This window comes from Prevotella sp. AM23-5, assembly GCF_003473645.1.
In the GTDB taxonomy this organism is placed as follows: Bacteria; Bacteroidota; Bacteroidia; order Bacteroidales; family Bacteroidaceae; genus Prevotella; species Prevotella copri_A.
The window spans coordinates 1-3,435 of sequence record NZ_QUCG01000134.1 but is presented as its reverse complement, the minus strand read 5'-3'; the positions used below and the strand labels follow the sequence as shown (position 1 = coordinate 3,435).

The window sequence follows — 3,435 nt, the reverse complement described above, 5'->3', positions numbered from 1 at the left end:
GGATGATAGTTGCGGATTTTAGGATAATATGAAGGGTGATGAGCCAAAACTTATTATAGTAGAGGCTGCTGCTGGTTATGGTAAGACATCTACGGCTTATGAGGTTCTTCACAAATATGCAAATATCGAAATGGACATCCGACCAATCTTTATGAAACTGGAGAAAGATAGAAGTGCCAATACTTTCCGCTATCTTTTGTTGTCCCATATAGATAGAGACTTCGATATTCAGCTGAAAAATGATATTGTAATAAAGAATATCAAGAACGGCAGAATTCCACTTATAATAGATGGATTTGACGAATTGTTGAGCAAGGATTTGGATGAGGGAAAACAAGATACTGCTTTTGGAGAAGTTGAGACGATGTTGTCTACTATAGCTGACTTACTTACGAATAGAGCGAAAGTGGTTCTTACAAGTCGTAAGACGGCAATCTTCTCAGGACCAAGTTTTGCAGAGTGGTATAACAATCAAAAAGAAGCGCATTCAACTTTCTCGTTGATTCGTTATCAGTTGGATTCTCCTACAATAGAACAATGGTTGCCAAATGGACGAAAACAAAAATTACCATTTGCAGATTCTTCCAGCGTATCTAATCCAGTTTTGTTGAGTTATTTGAGATATTGTGATGATAAAGATTTTAAAAAGTCGGTTAAAACCCCAGATGAATTAATTGATAATTTCTTTTCTTTCATGTTGCGAAGAGAGATGGAAAGGCAAAACTTACCTTTGTCTCCTTCAGAACAAAGAAAAATTTTCAGTCATTTGGCTTGTATCTTTGGTGGCTATGGCATAACGGCTGATGCAAGAAGCCGAGTTAAGGAGCAGATAGGAGAAATAGCCTATGACGTTATTGCAAATTATGCAAGCTCGTCTCAGGACATAGACAATATAACAAACTCTTTGACTAATCATGCTTTGTTAGATAGAAAGGGCTGTTCTAATGTAGGCTTTATAAATGATTTTATATTTGGGTTGTTGTTAAAAGATTCCATCATTGAAGATGGAACAAATCCAATGTATCATGAGTTTCATCAATCTACACCAAATTCTTATTTAGCCAAAGCCATACTTGCTTCTTCTATTTTAGGAGAAGAGACAAAAAGTTCTTTTTGGGAATGTTTGAAGAAAGAATGTAAGCTATATTCTGAGGGGCAATTTTGGGCAGATATTCTTTTAAAGGGTGAGACAAAACATGAACTATCGAGTCTCTATATCTCGGATTGTACCTTAGCAAAAAAATTCATAGGAAATTCAGAAGAACCTTTGAAGCAATGTACCTTTGCAAATGTGAAATTTAGTAATTGTGTATTTGATGAAGCTGGGTTGCATCGATGCTATTTTATTTCTTGCACTTTTGATAATTGTCAGAGTATCAATGAAGATCTTGCTTTAATCTTTATGGATTGTGATTTTTATAATTGCGATTCATGGATCAAGGGCTATCCTCAAGACGATGCTACAGAAGATATTTGTTTACCAGATAATGAAAAAGAAGAAAGTTTGGAAGTAAAGATACTCCAAAAATATCTTAAGGTTGATAATAGAAATAGACGTATGAAAATGATATCCAAAGTGAGAGAGGAATTCTTGGATAATTCAAAAGAGTTTCATAAGTGTTTTGAACGTCTTGTTAGTAAAAAGTTACTTTGTTGTAATGGAGATAAGTCTTTCTTGACAGATGAGGGCTTTACGTATATAACAAGCAAATTGTAATAGATTTTATGAATAATATTGATTTTTCCTTATTTGAGAAACGGATAGTCGATCAGTTAAAAGAATACTTGAACCATTCTGGTGTGTTTTATCGTATATTTTCTCGTTCAAAAAGTATTCAATCAATCAAGAAGAAATTAGAAATTAAAAAGGATAAATATTCTATAAATGGCAGCAAAATGCAAGATTTGATAGGAATACGAGTTGTTTTCTATTTTCTTGATGATATTCATATCTTTGCTGAATATTTGCGTAAAAAAGAATTTTATGTGGATGAATCAAACAGTGAGCGTGATTTGGCAAAAACTGAAATCAAAAATATAGATTTAGTCAATACAGTATTTATGCCGACTCGGCTAAATTTTATATGTAGAATACCAGAAAATTTGGTTGTGGATTTACAGCAGCAACTAATGCAAGTAACAGAATTTGATGCTCGATTGATAGATATGACTTATGAAATCCAATTGCGTTCTGTTTTGTCGGAGGGATGGCATGAGGTGGAACATGATTTAAGATATAAATGCAAAGATGAGCCATGGTGGAGCTATTGTAAAGAAGAATCTCGTTTCTTGAATGGAATATTTGCAACATTAGAGACAAGTGAACGTAGTATGAAAGAACTTTTTTCTAATATTGCTTATAAGAATTATAAGAATAAGGATTGGGCTGCAATGATGAGAAACCATTTTTGTCTGCGCTTTGTCGATTCATCATTAGAAGAATGGGTAATAAATCTGTTTAATAATAATAATGATATAGCCAAGGCATATTATCGGTTTGATAGAAGTGCATTGATAAAGGTACTGTGTCAATCACCTATAACTTTTAAGTTAAGAATGATGCACGTTGTTTTCTTGATTAACAGAATGTCAAACATCTCCGATGAGATTACTGCTAAAGAAAAGCCAACAATGAAAGAAATATTAGATAAAGTGATGGATTTGAAACAGTAGATATTATGTCAACTCAATCATCAGACAAAAACAAGCGAATAGCGAAAAATACTTTGCTTGTTTACTTCCATATGCTCTTTATGATCGAACCTTATGCAAGTATGTATTGCCAACAATTTGATGATTTCAAAAATGTTGCAGATTTCTTGGAATTTGCAGCAAAGTTAATGAGGAGACAATAATATATATAAATAGTCTTTTCTTTTTGCTGATTCATGTAAATAAGGCTTAAGGTTATGTTATAGAAAATCCTGCATCAAGACGGTCCCATCCCGCAAAATCTGGCGCAGACCTTTGATGGTCCGCCAACCTTAGAGCGTAGCGGTTCCGAGCACCGGAGGGCGGTTACATCCCCGCTTCCTGAGGAAGAGGGGCTTGGGGAGAAAGTGGAGCTCTCCTTGCAAGAGAGACGGAGAGGTAGAAAAATGCCTTTTTTAATGCTAAAGAAGGTTTCTGTCCCCTGTAAGGGGAATCGAAAGGGTCGTAAAGACTATTGAAGGATGATTTTAGAAAAGCTGATATCTGCCAAAGGTTCCCTGAGCCTTATGCCAGTATGTATTGCCAGCAGTTTGACAACTTTAAAAATGTTGCTGATTTCTTTGAATTTGCAGCAAAGTTAATGAGGAGATAACATTTCCGTAATACTCCATTCTATATCAATGTTGATTTGTATAAGAATAGGGAGTTGTAAACAGCCCACCCCAGGCGGTCCCATCCCGCACAACCTGGCGTGAGACCTTTGATGGTCCGCCAACCTTAGAG

General features: G+C 35.1%; 2 protein-coding genes. Both read left to right on the top strand.

Annotated features, from left to right (window positions below):
* Nucleotides 1-28 precede the first annotated feature (28 nt).
* Entirely contained in the window at nucleotides 29-1,717 is a 1,689-nt protein-coding gene (locus DW657_RS16860; protein ID WP_118313509.1) for a hypothetical protein, read from the top strand.
* Between the two features lie 8 nt (nucleotides 1,718-1,725).
* Nucleotides 1,726-2,673, top strand: coding sequence for a GTP pyrophosphokinase (locus DW657_RS16855; RefSeq protein WP_118313508.1), 948 nt, complete (start codon nucleotides 1,726-1,728; stop codon nucleotides 2,671-2,673).
* The last annotated feature ends 762 nt before the right edge of the window (nucleotides 2,674-3,435 follow it).